At 53.4% G+C, this 15203-nt stretch carries 16 protein-coding genes, 2 tRNA genes and 1 pseudogene; 17 read left to right on the top strand and 2 right to left on the bottom strand.

Annotated elements, in window-relative coordinates; translation table 11 throughout:
• Window positions 1-71: 71 nt before the first annotated feature.
• The 14 genes and pseudogenes from JCM17844_RS07960 (at window position 72) to JCM17844_RS07895 (ending at window position 9063) form a co-directional block, all read left to right on the top strand.
• On the top strand, window positions 72-641 hold the full coding sequence (locus tag JCM17844_RS07960) for a ubiquinol-cytochrome C chaperone family protein (RefSeq protein ID WP_150000473.1): 570 nt from the start codon (window positions 72-74) through the stop codon (window positions 639-641).
• Window positions 638-1285: a YceD family protein gene (locus JCM17844_RS07955; RefSeq protein ID WP_210431627.1), complete on the top strand. Its 648-nt coding sequence runs from the start codon at window positions 638-640 to the stop codon at window positions 1283-1285. Before JCM17844_RS07960 ends, JCM17844_RS07955 begins: the two co-directional genes overlap by 4 nt.
• Before the next feature lie 39 nt (window positions 1286-1324).
• A pseudogene (gene plsX / locus JCM17844_RS07950) lies at window positions 1325-2367 on the top strand (phosphate acyltransferase PlsX).
• Entirely contained in the window at window positions 2364-3341 is a 978-nt protein-coding gene (locus JCM17844_RS07945; protein WP_150000471.1) for a beta-ketoacyl-ACP synthase III, read from the top strand. The pseudogene plsX and the gene JCM17844_RS07945 overlap by 4 nt, the downstream one beginning before the upstream one ends.
• 118 nt (window positions 3342-3459) lie before the next feature.
• Window positions 3460-3774, top strand: coding sequence for an integration host factor subunit alpha (locus tag JCM17844_RS07940; RefSeq protein WP_150000470.1), 315 nt, complete (start codon window positions 3460-3462; stop codon window positions 3772-3774).
• 16 nt (window positions 3775-3790) lie between these two features.
• Entirely contained in the window at window positions 3791-4450 is a 660-nt protein-coding gene (locus JCM17844_RS07935; RefSeq protein WP_235898953.1) for a MerR family transcriptional regulator, read from the top strand.
• 74 nt (window positions 4451-4524) lie between these two features.
• Window positions 4525-4950 carry a DUF1801 domain-containing protein gene (locus JCM17844_RS07930; protein ID WP_150000469.1) on the top strand — a complete coding sequence of 142 codons (426 nt, stop codon included), beginning with the start codon at window positions 4525-4527 and terminating at the stop codon, window positions 4948-4950.
• Between the two features lie 124 nt (window positions 4951-5074).
• Window positions 5075-5151 (top strand) — tRNA-Pro (locus JCM17844_RS07925).
• Window positions 5152-5302: 151 nt separating this feature from the next.
• A tRNA-Lys gene (locus tag JCM17844_RS07920) sits at window positions 5303-5377 on the top strand.
• A gap of 369 nt (window positions 5378-5746) precedes the next feature.
• Entirely contained in the window at window positions 5747-6397 is a 651-nt protein-coding gene (locus JCM17844_RS07915; RefSeq protein ID WP_150000468.1) for a TetR/AcrR family transcriptional regulator, read from the top strand.
• Window positions 6394-6960 carry a UbiX family flavin prenyltransferase gene (locus JCM17844_RS07910; protein WP_150000467.1) on the top strand — a complete coding sequence of 189 codons (567 nt, stop codon included), beginning with the start codon at window positions 6394-6396 and terminating at the stop codon, window positions 6958-6960. The genes JCM17844_RS07915 and JCM17844_RS07910 overlap by 4 nt, the downstream gene beginning before the upstream one ends.
• A complete protein-coding gene (locus tag JCM17844_RS07905) occupies window positions 6957-7505 on the top strand; it encodes a TIGR02444 family protein (protein WP_150000466.1) in 549 nt (182 codons plus the stop codon). The genes JCM17844_RS07910 and JCM17844_RS07905 overlap by 4 nt, the downstream gene beginning before the upstream one ends.
• Before the next feature lie 12 nt (window positions 7506-7517).
• Window positions 7518-7838, top strand: a complete 321-nt coding sequence (locus JCM17844_RS07900) for a 2Fe-2S iron-sulfur cluster-binding protein (protein WP_150000669.1) — start codon at window positions 7518-7520, stop codon at window positions 7836-7838.
• A 43-nt stretch (window positions 7839-7881) separates the two neighbouring features.
• Complete coding sequence (locus JCM17844_RS07895; protein WP_150000465.1) at window positions 7882-9063, top strand: saccharopine dehydrogenase family protein; 1182 nt, start codon at window positions 7882-7884, stop codon at window positions 9061-9063.
• Between the two features lie 95 nt (window positions 9064-9158).
• Here JCM17844_RS07895 and ctrA read toward each other — a convergent pair whose 3' ends face one another.
• Window positions 9159-9872 carry a response regulator transcription factor CtrA gene (gene ctrA / locus JCM17844_RS07890; protein ID WP_150000464.1) on the bottom strand — a complete coding sequence of 238 codons (714 nt, stop codon included), beginning with the start codon at window positions 9870-9872 and terminating at the stop codon, window positions 9159-9161.
• 259 nt (window positions 9873-10131) lie between these two features.
• Here ctrA and fliI point away from each other — a divergent pair, with 259 nt between their 5' ends.
• Window positions 10132-11457 (top strand): flagellar protein export ATPase FliI, encoded by a 1326-nt coding sequence (fliI, locus tag JCM17844_RS07885; protein WP_150000463.1) that lies wholly within the window; start codon window positions 10132-10134, stop codon window positions 11455-11457.
• A 10-nt stretch (window positions 11458-11467) separates the two neighbouring features.
• Window positions 11468-11881: a flagellar FliJ family protein gene (locus tag JCM17844_RS07880; RefSeq protein ID WP_150000462.1), complete on the top strand. Its 414-nt coding sequence runs from the start codon at window positions 11468-11470 to the stop codon at window positions 11879-11881.
• A gap of 29 nt (window positions 11882-11910) precedes the next feature.
• Here the strand turns inward: JCM17844_RS07880 and JCM17844_RS07875 are convergent, their stop codons facing one another.
• Window positions 11911-12252, bottom strand: coding sequence for a DUF4112 domain-containing protein (locus JCM17844_RS07875; protein WP_150000461.1), 342 nt, complete (start codon window positions 12250-12252; stop codon window positions 11911-11913).
• A gap of 251 nt (window positions 12253-12503) precedes the next feature.
• Between JCM17844_RS07875 and JCM17844_RS07870 the strand changes: the two genes are divergently transcribed.
• Window positions 12504-14690 (top strand): tetratricopeptide repeat protein, encoded by a 2187-nt coding sequence (locus JCM17844_RS07870; protein WP_210431624.1) that lies wholly within the window; start codon window positions 12504-12506, stop codon window positions 14688-14690.
• Window positions 14691-15203: the final 513 nt, after the last annotated feature.

Genomic DNA, 15203 nt, shown 5'->3' with positions numbered 1-15203 from the left:
TGAGGCCAAGCGGCGAATGATCGCAGATACAGCCACTTCCAACCCAGTCCGTCAAGTCTGCAAACAGGACCATGTCGACATTGATCAAATTTTTGAAAAACCTGTTTTCTCCTTCAGCGGGGCGTGAGGGGGCGATTACGCTTTACAGCCATGCGGTCGCACAGGCGCGGCGGGCGGAGTTTTACACCGATCTGGCGGTTCCCGATACCCTTGACGGTCGTTTCGATATGGTTGTTTTACATGTATATTTGTTGCTTGACCGGCTGAATGCCAGCGAGGACCTTTGCACAGATGTGCAAATGGTTTTACAAGAGGCCTTGTTTGCCGATCTGGATCGCACTTTGCGTGAAATCGGTGTGGGCGATCTGGCTGTGGGGCGCCATGTAAAAGAAATGGCTGCGGCTTATTTCGGGCGCTTGAAAGCCTATGATGCGGCTCTTGAGTCGCACGATGATGCCCCGTTGATCGAGGCATTGGGGCGCAATGTGTGGCGCGGTACACCGCCTGAAGGGGATGCGCCCGCGCGACTGGCGCATTATATTCGTAAGCAATCGGCCCATCTGGAGGGCCTTTCTGACGAAGATCTGTGCGCGGGCACCATAGCCTTTCTCGACCCTATCAAGGAGATCGTAACCTCGTGAGCGACTTCACCAAAATTGTAACCCTGCGTGATGTGGAAAATGGTCCGGTTTCGATCCGGCTGGAGGCCGATGCACATGCCCGTTCTGATTTGGCCCAACGCTTTGATCTGATCGCCATTGATCATTTGTCGGGTCAGGTGGAGGCGCAGAAAATACCGGACGGTATCCGCCTCGAAGGGGTTGTAACGGCACAGGTAACGCAAAAATGCGCCATCAGCCTCGATCCGGTGGAAAGCCATATTGAAGACAGGTTCGCCATCCGTTTTCTGGACGCGCCTTTGCCGATGGAAGCCGATGAAATGGTGGTGGATGTGGATGAAGAGGATGTGGACATTCTGACACAAGGGGCGGTGGATGTGGCCGAGATTCTGGCCCAGACCGTGTCTTTGGCACTTGATCCTTTTCCGCGTGCGCCGGGCGTTGATTTGCCCCCGATCATCAAAACGGAAGCGCAGGTGAAAGCGGATGCCGAGGCGCAGGAAAAGGCGGACAACCCATTTGCGGATCTTAAAAAACTTTATGACAAGCTTGAAGCCGAAAATTTTGGCAGTATTTTGCGACACTGCTATGAAGCAGGCACGATCCAGGCTGTTTTCGGCATTTGCCAGGCTTTTGGCGCATATGAAATACGCGTACCGGGATAGGTATCATTGAATAAGCATCTGACAGTGGCGCTCGACGCCATGGGCGGCGACGAAGCGCCAGCGATTGTCGTGCACGGGGCTGAAATCGCCCGTGAGCGCTTTCCCGAAGCACGGTTTCTTTTCTTTGGCCGTGAATCCGATATCAAACCCCTTCTTGATGCCTCTCCGGCATTGGCGCAGGTCAGTACGCTGATCCATACGGACGATGTGGTTTCAAGCGAAGACAAGCCTGCGCGGGCCTTGCGGCGGGGGCGGAAATCTTCCATGGCGCTGGCCATAGAGGCGGTCAAGGCGGGTGATGCGGATGTGGCGGTGTCTGCGGGCAATACCGGGGCCTTGATGGCGCTGGCAAAATTCATCCTGCGCACGCTTCCCAGCATTGACCGGCCTGCTTTGGCGTCCCTTTTGCCCACCTATAAAGGCGAATGTGTGATGCTGGATCTGGGCGCTAATGTGGAATGTGACGCCTCGAATCTTGTGGAATTCTCGGTGATGGGCGCAGCCTTTGCGCGCACCGTTTTGGGGCTTCAGCGACCCAAGCTCAGTCTTCTCAATATCGGCGTGGAAGAACTGAAGGGAAATGAAGAGGTCAAGGAAGCTGCGGAAATTTTGCGCAAGTCCGATCTGCCGCTTGAATTTGCGGGCTTCATCGAAGGTGATATGATCGGGGCAGGCAGTGCCGATGTGGTGGTGACCGATGGGTTTACCGGCAATGTGGCCCTGAAAACAGCGGAAGGTACTGCGCGACTTATCGGCAGTTTGGTCCGCGATGCCTTTCAATCCTCCACCCGCGCGAAACTGGGCTATCTGATGGCCCGGCGCGGATTGGACGGCTTGCGATCCCATCTTGATCCCAATAATCATAATGGTGCCGTGATGTTGGGATTGAATGGATTGGTGGTAAAAAGCATGGTGGTGCGTCAATATCGGGTTTTGCAACGGCCATTGGGGTTGCGATCGATATGGCGCGACACAATCTTATCCATCTGATCACAGAAGATCTTGGTGGCGTTTCCATGGGTCAGTCCGTTGAGGACGAGGCTCCTTTGTCCAATCCTGAGAATGAGGCTTCGTCCAGGTGACTGTTATTCGCTCTGTTCTTCGCGGCTGCGGTAGTTATCTGCCGGAACGCATCATGTCCAACGAGGATATGACCGAAATTGTGGATACCAGCGATGACTGGATCGTTGAGCGCACGGGTATCCGACAGCGCCATGTGGCTCATGCAGATGAAAAGACCTCCGATCTGGCCATCAATGCCGCCAAACGGGCCTTGGAAATGGCCGGGATCGAAGGGGATGATCTGGATTTGATCGTGGTGGCAACGGCAACACCGGATGAAACCTTTCCCGCTACGGCGACCACAGTACAAGCGGCCCTTGGCATGACAAAAGGCTTTGCCTTTGATCTTCAGGCGGTGTGCTCCGGCTTTGTTTATGCTCTGGCAACGGCAGATAATTTCATTAAAGCCGGGCAGGTGAAGCGGGCGCTGGTGATTGGCGCGGAAACCTTTACCCGCATTCTTGATTATGAAGATCGGACCACCTGCGTGTTGTTTGGCGACGGGGCCGGGGCTGTGGTTCTGGAAGCGGCAGAGGGCGCCGGAAAGGCAAGCGATCAAGGAATTTTAAGTAGCCACCTGCATTCCGATGGCCGTTTCCACGATATGCTTTATGTGGATGGCGGGCCATCTTCTACCGGTACCAGCGGCCATGTGCGTATGAAAGGCCGGGAAGTGTTTCGCCATGCGGTGGTAAATCTGGCCGCTGTGGTGGATGAGGCGCTGCAGGCTGTGGGGCTGGAATCGTCCGATATCGATTGGCTGGTGCCCCATCAGGCCAATCGCCGGATTTTGGATGGAACGGCCAAAAAGCTTAATCTTTCCACCGAAAAAGTTGTTGTGACAGTGGATCGCCACGCCAATACATCGGCCGCATCTATTCCTTTGGCGCTGGATGAAGCGGTTCGCGATGGCCGTGTGAAGCGAGGCGATCTTTTGTTATTGGAGGCCATGGGAGGCGGCTTTACCTGGGGGGCGTGTTTGCTGCGCTGGTAAGGATGATCTGGTATTCCGGCAGATCTCCGTATATATTTTGGTAAATAGCGCTAAGACGTTGATTGACATATAGTCTTTAGCGACCTAAAGTGACCATCTGGATCTCAGGGGAACGGCTATGTCAAAGCACACCGTCACACGGGCTGAATTATCAGAAGCAGTTTATCAAGAAGTGGGATTGTCACGTAATGAATCCTCCGATCTTGTGGAACAGGTTCTGGATGCTGTGAGTGATGCCCTGATCGCTGGTGAGAATGTAAAAATATCATCTTTTGGCAGCTTTGTTCTACGTGACAAAGGCGGGCGCATCGGGCGCAATCCCAAAACCGGCGAAGAAGTGCCGATTGACCCGCGCCGGGTTCTGGTATTTCGCCCCAGTCAGGTGATGAAAGATCGTATCAACGCTTCGCTCAAGGGGGCAGGCGGAGCCTGAGCCGGAGGAACGGCGCGTGGCTCTTGACATGCCAAAAACATCAAGCAAAACGGATGTGCCAGTGCCGCGCACTGGCAATGGATCTGCGGCTGTGGCTGATGGTAAGGCTGGCCATGAAAAAGCGGAACATGAAAAGTCCGATCGGGCCTTTCGCACCATTGGCGAGGTGTCGGAGCTTCTGGATCTTCCCCAGCATGTATTACGGTTTTGGGAAACGCGCTTTACCCATATCCGCCCGCTGAAGCGGGGCGGTAACCGGCGCTATTATCGGCCTGCCGATATCGATCTTTTATGCGCCATAAAAACGCTGCTTTATGAAGAGGGCATTACCATCAAGGGGGTGCAAAAGCGCTTCCGTGAACAGGGAGTGCGGGTGACAGTCATGTCGGTTCTAGAGGCCTCCCGGGCAGATGAGGGCGCGGAACTGGCGGATAAAGTAGCGGAGAAGGATGCGGGGCAAGACTCGGACCATGGCTATCCTGAGAAGGCTGTAAGCGCCACATGTGAAGATGCTTCGTCCGGTGAAGATGGACAGTCCGATAACACCGGGCTGATAAGTCGCTTTCCGGTGCCGCATCCGGCCTGTCTGTCCAAGCTGCTCAACCGGACGATTCTGCGTCGGCTGGCCTGTCGCAAAAAACGCTTGGTGACATTTTGGCCGAGCTTCGGGAATTGAGAGCCCTTTTGGATTAAGGCCAAGGGATCTTGCTTTTCAGCCCCGTTGCGTGTGAATAAGGGCGAGATGCTATTATGGCCAACAAAACACAGCCTACCGATCATTCCCCAAACCAATTTCTAGAGTCCCTTGAGAACCCGGCACAAAAAGTGGATGCCCGGATACTGCTTGAGATGATGCAGCGCATTACCGGCGAGCCAGCAATCATGTGGGGCGAGGCGATTGTCGGCTTTGGACGATACCATTATCGTTATGCCAGTGGGCGAGAGGGGGACTGGATGCTGACGGGCTTTTCCCCGCGCAAAGGCTCTTTATCTGTTTATGTAATGCCCGGCTTTGAATGCTATCAACAGGAGCTGAAACAGCTTGGGCCTATGAAAACGGGGAAGTCTTGCCTTTATATCAAACGCTTATCCGATATTGATCTTGACGTTTTAGAATATATCATTGCCGATTCCGTCAGCAAGATGCGGGCAAAATCAGAGGCAGGATCGGCCTGAAATTACGGTTCAAGGCCAAAGTCGGATGGGCCGGTTCATATGTTTTGACCAAACGACCCAAGAAAGTTGTTTTCATGGTTGCACCGGTGGGGCGTTCACGCTTATAAGAGCGACCGTCGCCTTACGGAGCGTAGCGCAGTCTGGTAGCGCACTACACTGGGGGTGTAGGGGTCGTGGGTTCAAATCCCGCCGCTCCGACCATTAAAAGCGATATACGGGAATGGTTTGGCAGCAGTTAGACTATTCCCGTTTTTATTTCTGTCGGCATCTGAGATGCAGAGGGCTAGACAGATGAAAGGCGATGGGGTATGAACCGCGCCTTGCTCGGCATTGACGGGTACATCTTGTTTGCGGGCCGTTAGCTCAGTGGTAGAGCAGCTGACTCTTAATCAGCGGGTCCGGGGTTCGAACCCCCGACGGCCCTCCAATAAAATCAAGCACTTGGTCAGAAATGGCCAGGTGCTTTTTCTTTTAGGGCTCTTATGTAGCTAGGGTAAATGGGCCTATTGATGAGGGGGGGGCAAAAAAAAGGGCCGCCACGAATGGCAGCCCGCTGGGAAGGTGGGCGGTGCTTTTGGCACCACCGTTCGTGGTTCGTAAACGCTACTATGTCTTATGGCCAATATTTGGCCGCTGCTACGTGCAGATGTGCATGTAACGTACCGTACAGTTTAATAAGATGCAAGGACTATGAAATCGTTTCCAAGTGAGTGCTTGCGATTAGATGGCGGACAGAAGGTTGCAGCCTTGATATAATTCTGTGATCTTCTCCCCTACGAAAAGAAGGGGCATCATAATGAATTCAGACACCGGCTCTTACGCTTCGGTGCGAAAGTCGACACAAAAGAGAGATGTGATTTTGGCGGCCGCACGGTCCGTTTTTTTGGATGTTGGTTATAAAGCTGCCAGTATCAATGAAATCGTCAGGCTGGCCGGGGGATCAAAATCGACGCTATATGGGTATTTTCCGACCAAGGAAGCTTTGTTTGAAGCAGTGGTCATATCCACCATGAGTGAACTGGAAACCATTTCACATCTGCCGGATAACCAAAATCTGGATATGCGCGAAGGGTTGATGCTGTTTGCGCGGAATCTTTTGAAATTGGTCACATCGGATAAAAATATCGATCTGGCCCGCATTGTGATTGCGGAGGCAAAGCGCGCGCCGGAATTAGGCGAGATTTTCTATCGGCGCGGACCCGTGCGCGCCTCCCGTTGGTTGACGGGTTTCATGGCAGGTCAACGCGCCAAAGGCATCGAGATTAAAGGCGATGATAGGGAGGCAGCGGACTGGTTTATGTCGAAGCTTCTGCATCGCTGGATCTTTGAGCGCCTTTGCGTGAATGGTCCGGTGCCCGATGCCTATGAAATCGAATATGACGTGCGGATGGCGGTGGATGGGTTCATGGAATGTCATGTCTGCGGCTCTGCCGGGGAACGAATGTGATGAAGCTGATTGTTGGTATCGGGGGGGCAAGTGGGGCCATTTACGGCATCCGGATTCTGGAAGCGCTTAGCCATATGCCAGAGGTTGAAACTCATCTGGTGATGAGCCGCACCGCCAAGATTACCATCGGCGCCGAAACCGATTGGGAGCCAAAAGCTGTCGAGGCACTTGCCAATGAAGTGCATAAAATCGGCAATGTTGCGGCGAGCATTGCCAGCGGGTCTTTTCCTACGGACGGCATGATCTTCGCGGCATGTTCGATGAAGAATTTGTCGGCGGTGGTGCATTCCAATGCCGACGATTTGCTGAGCCGGGCGGCTGATGTGTGCCTGAAGGAGCGTCGTAAGCTGGTGCTGATGCCACGGGAAACGCCACTGCATCTGGGGCATTGCAAGCTGTTTTATGAAGCGGCCCAATTGGGGGCCATCCTTGCCCCGCCGATGCCGGGATTTTATGGCCGGCCCAAAACGGTGGATGATGTGATCAATCATAGCGTGGGCCGGGTATTGGATTTGTTCGGGCTGGAAGCCAATCTCGCCAAGCGCTGGTCCGGCCTTCCATGACCGATAAAGACGCCGAAGCATTTTGGGAATTTTCCCTGTCCCTTTATGGAAAGGATGGGGTGGCCCCTGCCTGTCTTGCATTACAAGACAAGCAGGGAGCGGATGTGAATATCCTTCTTTATCTCTGTTATCTTGTGGTGACCGGACACCGCTTGTTGGATCGCAGTGATATGGCGGTTCTCATGGAAAAAACCGATGAGATACGTAGCACGGTCCTTGCGCCGATGCGGGCCTTGCGCCGACGCTTGAAAACCATGGCCGCATCAAATCCGATGCTGGAGCCGGTATATCGCACCGCCAAGGATGCAGAATTGGCCGCAGAAAAATCCCAGCAGTTTGAATTGGTCCGTCATGGCCGCGCTTTGGGTACCCCTTTTCCAAAAGACGATGATCCGGCGGCGCATTTACGAACCGCCATACATACTTTTTTAGACAAGAGGAAAACGGCGCTTGATCCCGAGAGCGCCCAGGCCATAAACACGGTCATTATGGCGGCAATGCAGATGAGGCCAGCCCGAAAACAAAGCGGATATGGTGAAGAATAAGGAGCTGAAATGATGCCAACACTTTTTGTCACGGATTGGTCCGGCAAAGAACATGTGGTCGAAGGGCGTGCCGGAACGTCTGTGATGGAATCTATCCGGTCTGCCGGGATTGATGATCTGGCTGCCATCTGTGGCGGTTGCTGTTCTTGTGCCACATGTCATGTTTATGTGGATGCCGAATGGTTGGCCAAATTGCCGGAACAAGAAGAAGACGAATACGAACTGGTTTCCGATACGTCCGTTTATAAAGAAACGTCACGGTTATCTTGTCAGCTTCCAGTGAGTGATGCGCTGGACGGCTTGCGGCTTACCATTGCGCCGGAAGACGGTTGAATACTGGGCCGTTTGTCGTTTCTCTTGATTGAAAGGTCCGAAAATGAGCGCTCCTCGTACATTCGATCTCGTCGTTTATGGTGCCACCGGTTTCACGGGGAAGCTTGTGGCCGAATATATCACGACCACTTATGGGGCGGGGCCGCACCTGCGTTGGGCCATGGCCGGGCGAAATTTGGAAAAACTGGCGAAAACCCGTGATGATCTGGGATTGCCCGAAGATTTCCCGCTTATTGTCGCTGATGGAGCGCAGCCGGAAACGCTGGTTGAACTGGTCAGTCAGACTCGTTTGGTCCTGACCACTGTTGGACCTTATCAGCTTTATGGATCGGCTTTGGTGAAAGCCTGTGCCGATGCGGGAACGGATTATGTGGATCTGTGCGGTGAACCGGCATGGATGCGTCAGATGATCGATGCCCATGCTGAAACGGCGCAGAAAAACGGGGCGCGGATCGTTTTCTCTTGCGGGTTCGATTCGGTCCCCTTCGATCTGGGGGTGCTGTTTTTACAAAAGGAAGCCCGCAAAACGCTTGGGGGGCCGGTAAAAACAGTGAAAGGTCGGGTGCGCAAGATGAAAGGCGGCTTTTCCGGCGGCACGGCAGCCAGCTTGAAAGCCACATTGGCCTCCGCAGCGCAGGATCCGGACATTTTAAATCTTTTGCGCAATCCTTTTGCGCTCACCCCCGGCTTTGAAGGGGCACGTCAGCCTTCGGGGGCCAAGCCTTATTATGATGAAGACTGCGGATCTTGGGCTGCGCCTTTTATTATGGCCGCCATTAACACTCGCAATATACATCGCAGTCATGCGCTTTTGGAGCATCCTTGGGGTGAAGACTTCACCTATGAGGAAATGCTGCTCACCGGGCCGGGGGAACAAGGTGAGGCCGTGGCTAAAGCGGTGGCCGAAGACAAATCCATGATGAAGGAAGATGGCTTGAAACCGGGCGAGGGGCCAAGCCGTGAAGAACGCGAAAGTGGTTCTTATGATGTGCTGTTCATCGGAAAGGCGGACGATGGCCGCTCGGTGCGTGTCTCGGTCAGCGGGGATCGGGATCCGGGATATGGTTCCACATCAAAGATGATTACCGAAAGTGCTTTGTGCCTGTTGAACGACCGGCCTGATCTGAAAGGTGGCATCTGGACACCGGCAGCCGCGATGGGAGAAGCATTGATCCCGCGTCTGACCAAAAATGCGGGGTTGACCTTCACGGTTGAAGCCGCCTGATCGTTGCCCGCATCATAATCGTTCCATAAGAAAACGGCGGGTACTGGCCCGCCGTTTTTTCTGTGCTCTTGCACCTTTTTACATCTGTGCCGTTATTAGCCCGCAAGGGCGGCTGGCTCTTCTGGTGTTGATTCTTCCGGATCGCGCAGCACATAGCCGCGGCCCCACACCGTTTCGATATAATTGTCGCCATCGGTGGCAGAGGCGAGCTTTTTCCGCAACTTGCAGATAAACACGTCGATGATCTTGAGCTCCGGCTCGTCGATCCCGCCATAAAGATGGTTGAGGAACATTTCCTTGGTCAAGGTGGTGCCCTTGCGCAAGGATAACAGTTCCAGCATGGCATATTCCTTGCCGGTCAAATGCACGCGGCTGCCTTGGACCTCGACCGTTTTGGTATCGAGATTGACCGATAAGCGACCGGTTTTGATAACCGATTGGGAATGGCCCTTGGAGCGCCGCACAATGGCATGGATGCGGGCGATCAGCTCTTCTTTATGGAAAGGCTTGGTCAGATAATCATCGGCCCCAAAGCCCAAGGCTTTCACCTTGTCTTCCATTTCCGATTGGCCGGACAAGATCAGGATCGGTGTGTTCACTTTTGACAGGCGCAGCTTTTTCAGAACATCATAGCCGTGCATGTCGGGCAGATTCAGATCGAGAATGATGATGTCGTAATCATATAATTTACCCAGATCCAAGCCTTCTTCACCCAAATCCGTGGTATAAACATTAAACCGCTCTGTGGTCAGCATCAATTCGATGCTTTTTGCCGTCGAGCTATCGTCTTCAATCAAAAGTACGCGCATGGTTTTCTCCCCTGGCGCAGCAGCGTAATTTCTATCGCCGCCAACCCTGTTCAGATACATATCTCCATCTGAACGCCACCCCTTATTAACGAAGGTTAACAATCAAATATTAACAAATCATAACCTTACTGAAAAGATACTAATTCACAATCTTCTTATGGCTGCTTTTGGTTTATGCTTTACGATGGTTTAAGAAAAATCGTCCACAGTCGGGTTTGAAAAAATACGCGCTTTTGTCGCTTGATCTTATCGGATGGATATGACCGCGTCTCTTGACAGTTTGCATACGGAAATCAATCGCATACAGCCGGACCGCCGTTATGGCAGGGTTGTGGCGGTGCAGGGCTTGCTGGTGGAAGTGGCCGGAGCCGAACACAGCTTGTCCGTTGGATCGCGGGTGGTGATCGATGCGCGGGATGGTCGGCGGGTCGATTGTGAAGTGATCGGCTTCGGGGAAGGGCGATCACTGGTGATGCCTTTCACCGGGCTTGATGGTGTGGGGATTGGCTGCAAAGCCTATGTGGGGGATACAGAACCGGCGGCCTATCCATCATCCGCTTGGCTTGGGCGGGTGGTGAATGCCTTTGGCGAGCCGGTGGATGGCAAAGGACCGCTACCCCAAGGCAGCAGCCCGGCTTTGTTGCGTGCCCGCCCACCCGCAGCCCATGAACGGCAAAGGGTTGGCGGAAAACTGGATCTGGGCGTGCGGGCGCTCAATAGCTTTGTGTCTTGCTGCGCGGGCCAACGCATGGGGATCTTTGCCGGGTCCGGCGTGGGCAAATCGGTTCTGATGTCGATGCTGGCGCGTTATACCAAAGCCGATGTGTCGGTGATTGGCCTGATCGGTGAACGCGGGCGCGAGGTTCAGGAATTTATCGAAGACGATTTGGGCGAGGAGGGGTTGAAGCGCTCGGTTGTGGTTGTGGCCACATCCGATGAGTCCGCCCTGATGCGTCGTCAGGCGGCGTGGCTCACACTCACCTTGTCGGAATTTTTCCGCGACCGTGGAAAGCAGGTGTTGTGCTTGATGGATTCCATCACGCGTTTTGCCATGGCCCAGCGGGAAATTGGCCTTGCAGGCGGCGAACCGCCCACCACCAAAGGCTATACCCCGACCGTGTTTACCGAACTGCCAAAATTGCTGGAACGGGCAGGGCCGGGACCAAAAGGAACCGGAGCCATCACCGGGCTGTTTACGGTGCTGGTGGAAGGCGACGACCATAATGAACCGGTGGCCGATGCGGTGCGGGGCATATTGGATGGGCATATCGTGATGGAGCGGGCCATTGCCGAACGGGGCCGCTATCCCGCCATCAATGTGCTGAAATCGGTGTCGCGTACCATGCCGGGCTGTAATAGCGATGAAGAAAACACTCTGGTGCGAGAGGCGCGGGCCATCCTGTCGGCTTATGCGGATATGGAAGAAATGATCCGCTTGGGCGCTTATCGCCAAGGGGCCGACCCATTGGTGGATAGGGCCATTCAGCTTATGCCGCGTCTGGAAGCCTTTTTGAACCAGCGCAAGGACGAACAAACCATGCTGGCCGATGGCTATCAGCAACTGGCTGAAATTCTCGCCTCATGAGGAGGAAAGGATGAAAGGGCTGGATGGTATGATTCGCCTGTCCAAATGGCGGCTGGATGAAGCACGGAAAGAGCTTGCTGCGGCGCAAAACGCTGTGGACCAGATCGATCAGGGGCTCGCCAATCTGCAAGCCGCCCTTGATAAGGAAAGCGGTTTTGCCGGGGAATCCCTTGCGGGCTTTTCCTTTGGCCCTTATGCGGCGGCCAGTTTTGCCCAGCGGGCAAAGCTGCAAGAACAGCGGGCCAAGGCCGATGCAGAACGGGCGGATAAAGAAGAGGTCGTGCGCGCAGCGTTTCAAGAGCTCAAGAAGTTCGAGATTTTGGCCGAACGGCAATTGGAGCAGGCAAAATTTGACGCCAAGAAGCGCGACGCCGCCGCCTTGGATGAATTGGGCTTGCAACGCCATGCGCGCAATCAGGATTAAGCGGGGCGCATAAGAAACACATAAGGCGCTTACAGGCGGTGCCGTGCATAGTCCCGTTTTAAAAGCGCGATATTGCGGTTATTCGCCTTGAAGCCAATGTCGAAAATATCCCCGATGACGGGAATGGCTCCGATGATAAAGTCGATACCGATATTGGCCAACATTTGGGCGATCACCCGCTTACGCGATCCCATAGCCAGCGCTTGTGTCACAAGATAAACGCTCACCAGCCCCATGGCCATATCGCCAATGCCGGGGATCAGGCCAATCACCGCATCAAGCCCCACCCGTATCCCAAGGCCGGGAATGCGAAAGCGGCTATCCAGAAGACGAGCCAAGCCCTCAAGCCGTTTCAATCGCCGGTCCATCATCTGCGCTCCTTGCCTATGGCTTTAAGAGATGCGGAACTTTCGCCGGATTGCAACGCTAGAAACGGCTCCCGTATCAAAAAGAGTCGCAGGCTACTTTTTGGTTTGTGTTCTTATATGCTTGACCATGCCAAGCAGGACAACAGGGATGGTAAACAGGGTCCGGATCCAAGGCAACCAGTGTTGAAAGCAGAAGTTATATGCTTTTTTTTTCGCCTGAATTGTGTATATTTTTGGCTACGAGGGGGGGGGATATGCAGCAATTCTTTCGGGAAATGAGGCGGCGGAATGTTTTTCGCGTCGGGGGTGCCTATCTGGTCGTTGCATGGCTGATCGTGCAAGTTGTCAATACCGTGTTTCCTGCCTTGCATTTTCCGACATGGACTATGGGATTTGTCACTATCCTTTTGATCCTCGGTTTACCGGTAGCGCTTGTTTTCGCTTGGGCGTTTGAGCTGACTTCTGATGGTGTACGACGAACAACACAAGGTCAAGAGGACGCACCGACGGGGACGATTGGGCGCAAACTGGATTCTTTGATTATTGTCGGGCTTCTCCTCTTTCTTGCGGTGCTTTTATGGGATGGGTATTTATCCGGCAACCGCCGCAGCGTCACAGCGAAGATATCCCCAGATGCAGAAACGTCCGCACCGTCTCATGCCATCGCTGTTTTGCCTTTTGTCAATATGTCCTTGGAGAAGGACCAAGAGTATTTTTCTGATGGTATTTCTGAAGAATTGCTCAACCGGCTTGCGCGTTATTCAACATTGCGGGTGGCGGCGCGAACATCTTCCTTTCAGTTCAAGGGTCAAAAGCTTGATGTCATAGAGATCGCCGAGCAATTGAATGTGGATCATGTACTTGAAGGGTCGGTGCGCCGTTCCGGTGAACGGCTGCGTATTTCTGCCCAGTTGATCGAAGCGGAAAGTGGCTTTCAACTTTGGGGCGACTCCTATGATCGCGACCTGACCGATGTTTTTGCCATTCAGGCTGAGATTGCTGACGCCATTGTCGGAGCGTTGACCATACCTCTGAAATTGCAACAAAATACGCGTGATTTTGCATCGGTTAACCCAGATGCTTATGATGCTTATTTGAAGGGTCGTGATCTGATCCATCGACGCACCCCTGCCAGCATACAATCTGCCAATCATATCCTTGCTCAGGCCCTCGCTATGGCACCTGATTATGCTCCTGCCCATGCTCAGTTGGCGATTTCCTACCTGCTATCTACAGCGGACAATTATGGCACATTAAGTGATGTAGACGCTGTGATAGTTGCAGAGCCGCATATCAAGCGCGCTTTGTCTCTGGATGAAGGTCTGGCCGATGCCCACGCCGCCATGGGGCTTTTGAGATACCAACAAGGCAATCCGAACGAGGCGCTGATCCATCTGGAAAAGGCTACCAGCCTCAATCCAAGCCATATTGATGCGCTGAACTGGATTCATCTCGCTCTTACAACGGTCCGCCCGCCGCGATATGGCGAAGCAGGAGCTGCCCTCCGAAAATTATTGGCCATTGATGCCTTGTCGCCGGTGGCGAATTTCAACTATGCACTCTTTCTTGCCGAAACAGGCCAACTTGAAGAGGTGGATAAAATCATTCGGCGCCTAGCCAATATCGATCCAGCAATTGCCCATTTCATCGCTGCTCGGAACGCCATAATATATGATCGCGGAGGGCCAGTTGTGGCGATGGAAGAAATATTCCAAAGTTTGGAGCTTCAGTCTGGATCTGGGCAAAGTCGTATTCTGGGAGCACAGATACTTGCAGGTTTGGGCTTTCCAAATGAAGCGCTACGGCTTGCACCTCAAGCTGCGGGAATTGTGCGAACGTTTGAAGGTGATTATGCGGCAGCTGTTTCTATTGCCAAAATAGCCGCAGAGAAGCAGTCCGAAAACCCCATCGTTTTGTTTAACCTCGCAGAAGCCCTTTTTTATGCGGGGGAATTGGATGAGGCGCAGTCAATTTTCGAGACGGTCGTGCACGCCCGTATCAGTAGCAGGACTGGTTTTACGTCACCTTTTACATCGCTGGCTTTTATCCGCCAACAAAAGGGGGATCTTGGCGGTGCTCGCGAGATGCTTGCACTCGGTTGGGCTGATATCGAGGCTGAACGCAGCGCCGGATTCCGCGGATGGCTTATGGATATCCGTGCGGCCCGCATTAACGCCGTGGAAGGGAATGTTGATGCTGCACTGGTAGCGCTTTCTCAGGCCGTCGAGAATAAGCTGCCGCTTGTCTATATTTTTGATGATCCGGTATTTGCAGATTTTACTGGGAACATGCGTTTCCTTGAACTGAAGGCTGAGGTGAGTGCTTATCTCGCCAGCGAGAGGCAAACATTGTTGTACCGTATCTGCGGCTCTGAACCTCTATTTGGCGATTGGGCGCCGCTCCCTGAAACTTGTAGCGTCTTTGCTTCTGAATCGCACTAAGTGAATGCTATAGTAAGTGGCTTAGGTTGGTGCAGCATTATCCGCCACTCCGCTTACCATTGCTCAAGCGCCTCAGTTTTAATTGAAACCCATCCATGCAGCCATGGCCAGAAAAATTGGGCGGGTGGTGGGTGAGAAAAAATGGCCGCCCCGATTTTGCCGCTTGCGTCACATCCTTACATTACAGGCAGAATGAGAGACAGAAAAAGCCCCTAAAAACAGGGTTTCAGCTAAGTTTTGTTGTTTTCCAATGGCAGTCAGAAATGGTGAAATAGAAAGCTTCGAAAAAACTTTGATAAAGGGTTTGACAGGTTGGTCGGTGGTCCATATAACCCGCCCTCACCGCAGCGGGGCGCTCTGCTCCGAACGCCTGCGGGCCTTGAGAAATCGAGGTTTTGATCTTTGACAGTGTTGATGAGAGAAGGGAGATGTGGACGGTGGTTCAGCGATTATTGGACCATTGTTTAAGCATCTCTAGTGACGCAAAGCGTAGTATAGAACATGTTTAGATGA

Origin of the sequence: Iodidimonas gelatinilytica (assembly GCF_008579125.1) — a bacterium.
Lineage (GTDB): Bacteria > Pseudomonadota > Alphaproteobacteria > Sphingomonadales > Rhodothalassiaceae > Iodidimonas > Iodidimonas muriae.
Note: the sequence above shows the minus strand (reverse complement) of the source record. Positions and strands in the feature narration are given on the sequence as shown.

Coding starts and splice junctions, on each gene's coding strand:
- JCM17844_RS07960 (WP_150000473.1), top strand. CDS start 72: ATGTCGACATTGATCAAATTTTTGAAAAACCTGTTTTCTCCTTCAGCG.
- JCM17844_RS07940 (WP_150000470.1), top strand. CDS start 3,460: ATGTCAAAGCACACCGTCACACGGGCTGAATTATCAGAAGCAGTTTAT.
- JCM17844_RS07930 (WP_150000469.1), top strand. CDS start 4,525: ATGGCCAACAAAACACAGCCTACCGATCATTCCCCAAACCAATTTCTA.
- JCM17844_RS07915 (WP_150000468.1), top strand. CDS start 5,747: ATGAATTCAGACACCGGCTCTTACGCTTCGGTGCGAAAGTCGACACAA.
- JCM17844_RS07905 (WP_150000466.1), top strand. CDS start 6,957: ATGACCGATAAAGACGCCGAAGCATTTTGGGAATTTTCCCTGTCCCTT.
- JCM17844_RS07900 (WP_150000669.1), top strand. CDS start 7,518: ATGCCAACACTTTTTGTCACGGATTGGTCCGGCAAAGAACATGTGGTC.
- JCM17844_RS07895 (WP_150000465.1), top strand. CDS start 7,882: ATGAGCGCTCCTCGTACATTCGATCTCGTCGTTTATGGTGCCACCGGT.
- ctrA (WP_150000464.1), bottom strand. CDS start 9,872: ATGCGCGTACTTTTGATTGAAGACGATAGCTCGACGGCAAAAAGCATC.
- fliI (WP_150000463.1), top strand. CDS start 10,132: ATGACCGCGTCTCTTGACAGTTTGCATACGGAAATCAATCGCATACAG.
- JCM17844_RS07880 (WP_150000462.1), top strand. CDS start 11,468: ATGAAAGGGCTGGATGGTATGATTCGCCTGTCCAAATGGCGGCTGGAT.
- JCM17844_RS07875 (WP_150000461.1), bottom strand. CDS start 12,252: ATGATGGACCGGCGATTGAAACGGCTTGAGGGCTTGGCTCGTCTTCTG.
- JCM17844_RS07870 (WP_210431624.1), top strand. CDS start 12,504: ATGCAGCAATTCTTTCGGGAAATGAGGCGGCGGAATGTTTTTCGCGTC.